We start from the raw sequence: 6625 nt of genomic DNA, 5'->3' as shown, positions 1-6625 counted from the left end.
AACTATATTCGCTACTATAATTACGACCGCATTAAACTGAAATTAAAAGGGCTGAGTCCTGTGCAATACAGAAATCAGCCCTCGGTAGCCTAGCAATTAATCTGTCCAACTAAATGGGGTCAGTTCATTAGGCGAGTTTTTTATTTATAAATTAATCAGTTAAGCATCTAACTTACACTAATTTACCCACGACCACGGCTGCCGCTACTGTTACGACGTGCCGACGTATTGGGTGCAGCACCACCATGTGGGCGAGCTGCAGCTGGACTACCTGGTGCACGCGGTGCAGCTTTATTTCCACTAGGTTTAGCGGGTGCGCGTTTTTGACCAGAGTTAGCGCCAGAACCCGGACGATGCGCTGGATGGCTGCGTAGTTGAATTGGTTGTGGTTGCGCATTTAAGTCAGGCTCAAAACCCGCAACGACTTCACTAACGATTTTACGTTTAATGAATTTTTCAATGTCAGCCAACAGTTTTAGTTCATCCACACACACCAGTGAAACCGCTTCACCGCCAGCACCGGCACGGCCAGTACGACCGATGCGATGCACATAATCTTCCGGCACATTCGGTAAATCGTAGTTGACCACGTGTGGCAATTGGTCAATATCGATACCGCGTGCAGCGATGTCGGTTGCAACCAAAACTTGCAAGCTACCGTCTTTAAATTCAGCCAACGCTTTGGTACGGGCAGATTGGCTCTTATTGCCATGAATCGCCATACTGGTAATTTCAGCTTTTTCTAACTGTTCAACCAGCTTATTTGCACCGTGTTTAGTACGGGTAAATACCAGCACCTGGCTCCAGCTTAATGTCTTGATTAAATGCGCCAACAAAGGATGTTTGCGATCGCGATCAACCGGATGCAGTTTTTGTGAAATCACTTCCACCGTCGAATTGCGACGTGCCACTTCGATCATTGCAGGCGAATTCAATAACTTATCGGCCAATTCCTTGATCTCATTTGAAAACGTGGCAGAGAACAATAAGTTTTGACGTTTTGGAGGTAATAAGGCCAAAATTTTGCGTATGTCACGGATAAAGCCCATATCCAGCATACGGTCAGCTTCATCCAACACCAAAATGTTGACGTGGCTTAAATCGATAGTTCCCTGACCGATATGGTCTAACAAACGGCCGGGCGTAGCTACTAAAGTATCAACCCCACTTTTTAACAGTTTGATTTGTGGGTTGATGCCAACGCCACCAAAAATAACGCCGGAAGTCAGGGGTAAATATTTACCGTAAGTACGCACGCTTTCTTCTACCTGAGCCGCTAGTTCGCGGGTTGGCGTCAAGATCAAAGCACGGATAGGGCGACGCGCAGTTGGTGAAGCGGATGGTTTGGCAAGCGTGGTTAAGCGTTGTAATAACGGCAGTGTAAAACCGGCCGTTTTGCCGGTGCCGGTTTGCGCGCCAGCAAGTAAATCCTGGCCGGTTAATACGGCAGGAATAGCTTGCAATTGAATCGGCGTTGGTGTGGTATAGCCTTGTTCGCTAACGGCGCGAAGGATTTCTTCGGCTAAACCTAATTCTGAAAATGTGGTCATTGAGTTGTTGATATTCTGTTGCTACTAATAAGTTGAAGCGTGTGGTTCAAAATTTCATTTGAAAATGTGAAATTTTGAAAGAACCGGCTAATTGCAAGCTAAGTCGGAAAGAAGCAGGCGGTTAATAATCTAAGACTATGAATCTAAGGTTATGTTATCCGCCTTAATACAAATGCAGTGTTATGCGAAAGGCTTCAGGATATTGACCATTTGAGCAAACACTTTTGGTGTTGCAGAAATAATGTCGCCTTTATGCAGGTAATCGGATTCGCCAGCAAACGTGCCGGTAATGCCGCCAGCTTCGGTCACAATTAACGAGCCTGCGGCGATATCCCAAGGCTTTAAGCCTTTTTCAAAGAAGCCGTCTAAACGACCCATTGCCACGTAGGCCAAGTCAAGTGCCGCAGAACCTGGGCGACGCAGCCCCTGGCATTTGCCAGACATCGCTTTAAACATAGGAATATAGTTTTCGATTTCAGTGACGCTGCGGAATGGGAAACCAGTGCCGATCAAGGAATCAGCAAGTTTGTCGCGTTTGGTTACGCGAATCCGTTTGTCGTTCAAATACGCACCGCCACCTTTGGTCGCAGCAAATAATTCATTACGGGTAGGGTCGAAAATAACGGCTTGGGTCATGACGCCGTTGTGTTGCAAGGCGATCGATACGCAGTATTGTGGAAAGCCATGCAAGAAATTGGTGGTGCCATCTAACGGATCAATAATCCATACATATTCGCTAGTCTTGGTTAAGTTGCTTGACGCGCCAGATTCTTCGGCCAATACAGCGTGGGAAGGGTAGGCAGAAATCAGCACTTCAATAATGGCGGCTTCAGCAGCTTTGTCTACATCGGAGACAAAGTCATTGTGCTGTTTTTCAGTCGCATCAACGCGATCTAAGTCGAAAGAAGCACGGTTAATAATAGTCGCGCCACGGCGCGCGGCTTTAATAGCCGTATTTAGCATAGGATGCATAGAATTTCCGTTAAAATGTCGGTTCACGCGCTAGTAGATTACGTAATAATAGGTAACTAGCACATAAAGTTAAAGAGCAATGTGTTTTAAGGAAACCTACCGAAGCAGACTATTTAAAACGCAATATTGCCGCCATTCTACCTGAAATACCCCCGTAGCTCAATTTGCCTGGTTTTTCTAAGGCATAACCGAACCTTCATTGAACAATTCGCCGCATGCATACACCAGCCTTATCTACACCGTCCTCATTTGATCGCCTTCGTTTTGTGTTGGTAGAAACTAGTCATCCCGGCAACGTTGGTTCGGTTGCTCGCGCGATGAAAACAATGGGGTATTCAAGCTTATATTTAGTGAACCCTCGTTTTCCTGACGTATTAAGCCACCCAGAAGCCATCGCGCTGGCAAGTGGAGCGCAAGATATATTAGAAAATGCCATTATTGTCAGCACGATTCAAGAAGCCCTTCAAGGCTGTGAAATAGCGGCGGCGGTTAGTGCCAGGTTGCGTGAGTTTTCGCCGCCGATAATTGATCCGCGCGAATTTGCTCAGCTTTTCAATAAGCCAGAGACTGGCTATGCCGCCTTGGTTTTGGGTAATGAGCGTACCGGCTTGCTGAATGAACTCGTCGAGAAATGCACGTATTTGATCAATATTCCCGCTAATCCAGCTTACTCATCCTTAAATTTAGCGCAAGCGGTTCAAGTATTGGCTTATGAATGCCGATACGGGAGTATGGAAAGTAAAATTATTGATACCGAGATTGGCTTTAAAGGGGATTCGGCTAATCTTGCCGATATTGACGCTATGTTTAATCACCTTGAGCAAGGCTTAATTGCGATCAATTTTATTGATCCTGACCGCCCTAAAAAATTAATGTCAAGATTGAAACGCTTATTTGCTAGAACACAACTAGAAACGGAGGAAGTGAATATTCTGCGGGGAATAGCTAAAAAAATGTTGGACAAATAATTATCATGAGTAAATAATGTTAATCATTAGTAAAAGATTGCATTGAATCACTAAATATGTTCTACATAATGTAACTATTTAGTCAAATTCTCTTTTTTTTGCCGCTAAAAATTGACTAAATTAAAATTAAATATAAATTGAAAGCATGTTCAGGGTTGCTCTTAAGAAGCCCCCATGTTTTGAATGTCAAAATAAAATAAAGCGACTGCGCCTTTTTAATAAATTACACAGGGAGGTCTTTTTTTACTATTTTTAACTATTTTATATAGATAAAATTTGAAAAAAGATGCTATTAAGTGATGATGGATGGAAGAATTTGCCAACCAGTTAGCTACTTAAGTAATTAAATAGACGTCTAGCAGGAGACCGTCATTATTCAAATCAAGCGCCATTTCTCAATAAATGTAATCACATTAGCCAGTTTAACGCTGTGCTATCCGGCGGCATACGCCATCGGTTTGGGCGATGTCGCATTGCGTTCTAACTTAGGGCAAGGTCTGCGTGTGCAAGTGCCCGTCAGTGGTGCAACAGAAGATGTGCTGGTACCAAATTGTATTAAAGCAAAAATTGAATCGTTAGATGGCGAACTGATTGACATTCCACGCGTTGAAATTGTTATTCCGAATCAGGTTAATCAGGTAATTTACATTAACTTCAGCACAAGAAAGCTGATGCAAGAGCCAGCGATTAAATTTACTGTAGCGCTAACTTGCGGGGCTTCATTACAGCGCACCTATGCGCTGTTATTGGATTATTCAGAATCTCCTTCTGCTGCACCGCTAACCTTGCCGTCGGTGGAAACACCCGTTACTCAAATAACAGCGATTACTAATACAGACCGCTCTGCAACTAAATCCGTCTTACCTAAACAGCCTAAGAAAAATCATCCTGCACCGCCTGTCATTGTTGATACAGTAAAAAAATTAGAAGCTGAGCGAAAAGTTGAGCCAACTCAAGCAAAAAAAGAACCTGTTAAGGCTTCTAAGCGTAATGGTGGTACCGGTAAGAATGTACTAAAAGTGACGAATGAAGAGGCGTTATCGGATTTTGATCTGAAAATGTCACAAACGATCACAGAGCAAACTCCGGCAAGTGCGGATCAACAACGTAGTCAGGAAAATCGCCTCGCGCAAGCGCGGTTTGCTGCTTTGTTGCGCGGTGAAGATCCTTTATCAGCCGCACAAACTGCGACAAACCTTGAGCAGCAAAAAAACAAAAGTTTAAGCGCTGAAGTTGAGCGCCTAAAACAGCAAAATAAACTCAAAGAAAAAACAGAACAAAGCACTCCATCATGGATGATTTGGCTGGCGTCGGTGGCGACCCTACTATTTTTAGCCCTGATTGGCATGTTGATTGTGACTGTGCGCCAATCACGTCAAAATAAAGATAAGACTTGGTGGGATCCAACGGCGGAACAAAAGAAAAATGTGGTTGAAATCGTCGATTCATTGCAGAGTAGTGCAGAAAAAGGCAATCTTGATCCAAGTTCGATTAGTGAATCGCAAGAAAATAGCGTTATCGCGGCTAATCCGTATGACGAGCCAATTATTTATCCGCATAACAAAGTAGAGCCTAGCCCTAAATACAAACGCATGGGCTTGCCTGCTTTAGAAGATACCAACAGCAGCACGTTTAATTTCTTTACGCATCGTGGTCAATCGATACATATAGAAGAAATTTCCGATATTACGCAAGAAGCTGAGTTTTGGATGTCGGTCAACGATCCAAATCGGGCTATAGAAATTTTAGAGCCGCAAAGCTTTGATGAAAATCAAACAACGCCGGTAGCCTGGCTGTATTTGCTGGATTTATATCGAATGGTCGCTGATGAAGAAAAATACAGTGAATTGAGACTTCGTTTTAAACGAAAATTTAACGCATACATCCCTAATTTTCACGAAAATATCGACCCTGACAGCCTTCGCAATTTTGAAGATTTCCCTCATTTAACGGCTAATTGTTGTGCGCTTTGGAATACCGATGAGATTTTGCCGTATTTAGAATCGTTACTGGTCGACGATAGGGAAGGTGAGCGAATAGGTTTTGATTTGCCGGTGTACCGCGATATTTTGATGCTGATTTCAATCAGCGCTGAATTTCATCGCGCTAAAAAGCAGCCATCTACAGCAATTGCACCTAAAGATACAATCAAACCTGCCGAGAAAGCTGCTTCTGAGGACGCAGAAACTAATGACTATTCTGATTCCTTGAATTTCGATTTACTGGATTTCAAATTGGACGACAAAGATAAAAAATAATCAGAGCAAATCGCTTTAGACTGCTCGACGCATTTTTTCTACCGTGTAGCCTTTTTCCACTTTTGCTGGCTTAATTAATTTTACAATTGCCATTGTGCAATTGTCGCCACGTCCAGAGGCACGCTCCCTTGCTTTGTTAATCAACATTTCAGAAGCAATGCGAGGCGTGTTGGCTGAAATTACTGCACCTAATTCACGATCTGTAAAATAGTGCCATAAGCCATCCGAGCACAATAAAAAGGAATCGGTCGGTTTTAAACCGTCGTACTCATTAAATGTGATGAATGGCTCGGTTGAACTAGAACCTAGTACATTGACCAAAATATTCGATAAAGTATGTGATTTAGCTTCTTCTGAAGTGATTTTCTTTTCAGAAACTAATTTTTCCACATAGGAGTGATCTATCGTCCGCTCGATTAAATTAGCGCCAGAAAAGCGGTACAGACGCGAATCACCAATATGCGCCCAAACAGCGTGGTGATGCGGGGTGATGATCAGAATAACAATGGTGCTATGCGGTTCTTTTTCGGCGGAAATACCAGAAAGTTGAATAATGGTGTGTGATTCGCGCACGATAGCTTCTATGGCGGCCTTAACATCATCGTCAGGCCCAAATTCTTCAAATAACTGCTTTGCGGTACGAATAACTTGCTCGGCTGCTAACGCGCCGCCACTTTTCCCGCCCATTCCATCGGCTAACACGGCCATCATATAACCTGGGGCTTTAGGTGCTGCAAAAAGTGCGGTACGATCTTGTTGTTCTTTGCGGTCACCAACGTGCTGGCCAGTTCCTGCTTCGATCTTATATTGGCTCATAACTTTGCTTAGATTAAACTTATATACTGTATTGATTTTTCACGATAAATTATCACATGTA

6 protein-coding genes are annotated in these 6625 nt (G+C 43.4%); 3 read left to right on the top strand and 3 right to left on the bottom strand.

Annotated elements, in window-relative coordinates:
* Window positions 1–93 (top strand): IS3 family transposase (locus S2091_RS19445; protein ID WP_133166869.1); only part of this gene is annotated, 93 nt, incomplete at its 5' end.
* An 89-nt stretch (window positions 94–182) separates the two neighbouring features.
* On the opposite strand, the gene S2091_RS19440 is transcribed toward S2091_RS19445, so the two are convergent.
* Together S2091_RS19440 and S2091_RS19435 are read right to left on the bottom strand one after the other, a co-directional pair.
* Window positions 183–1550, bottom strand: coding sequence for a DEAD/DEAH box helicase (locus S2091_RS19440; RefSeq protein ID WP_105533625.1), 1368 nt, complete (start codon window positions 1548–1550; stop codon window positions 183–185).
* Window positions 1551–1730: 180 nt separating this feature from the next.
* On the bottom strand, window positions 1731–2522 hold the full coding sequence (locus S2091_RS19435) for an inositol monophosphatase family protein (RefSeq protein WP_243405498.1): 792 nt from the start codon (window positions 2520–2522) through the stop codon (window positions 1731–1733).
* Window positions 2523–2737: 215 nt separating this feature from the next.
* Here S2091_RS19435 and S2091_RS19430 point away from each other — a divergent pair, with 215 nt between their 5' ends.
* Together S2091_RS19430 and S2091_RS19425 are read left to right on the top strand one after the other, a co-directional pair.
* Complete coding sequence (locus S2091_RS19430; protein WP_105533624.1) at window positions 2738–3490, top strand: RNA methyltransferase; 753 nt, start codon at window positions 2738–2740, stop codon at window positions 3488–3490.
* Window positions 3491–3963: 473 nt separating this feature from the next.
* Window positions 3964–5748, top strand: coding sequence for a hypothetical protein (locus tag S2091_RS19425; RefSeq protein ID WP_133166943.1), 1785 nt, complete (start codon window positions 3964–3966; stop codon window positions 5746–5748).
* Window positions 5749–5763: 15 nt separating this feature from the next.
* Here S2091_RS19425 and S2091_RS19420 read toward each other — a convergent pair whose 3' ends face one another.
* Window positions 5764–6564 (bottom strand): PP2C family protein-serine/threonine phosphatase, encoded by an 801-nt coding sequence (locus tag S2091_RS19420; protein WP_105533622.1) that lies wholly within the window; start codon window positions 6562–6564, stop codon window positions 5764–5766.
* Between the last annotated feature and the right edge of the window lie 61 nt (window positions 6565–6625).

This window comes from Solimicrobium silvestre, assembly GCF_002976435.1.
Taxonomy (GTDB): Bacteria; Pseudomonadota; Gammaproteobacteria; order Burkholderiales; family Burkholderiaceae_D; genus Solimicrobium; species Solimicrobium silvestre.
This window is presented reverse-complemented; position numbering and strand designations above follow the sequence as displayed.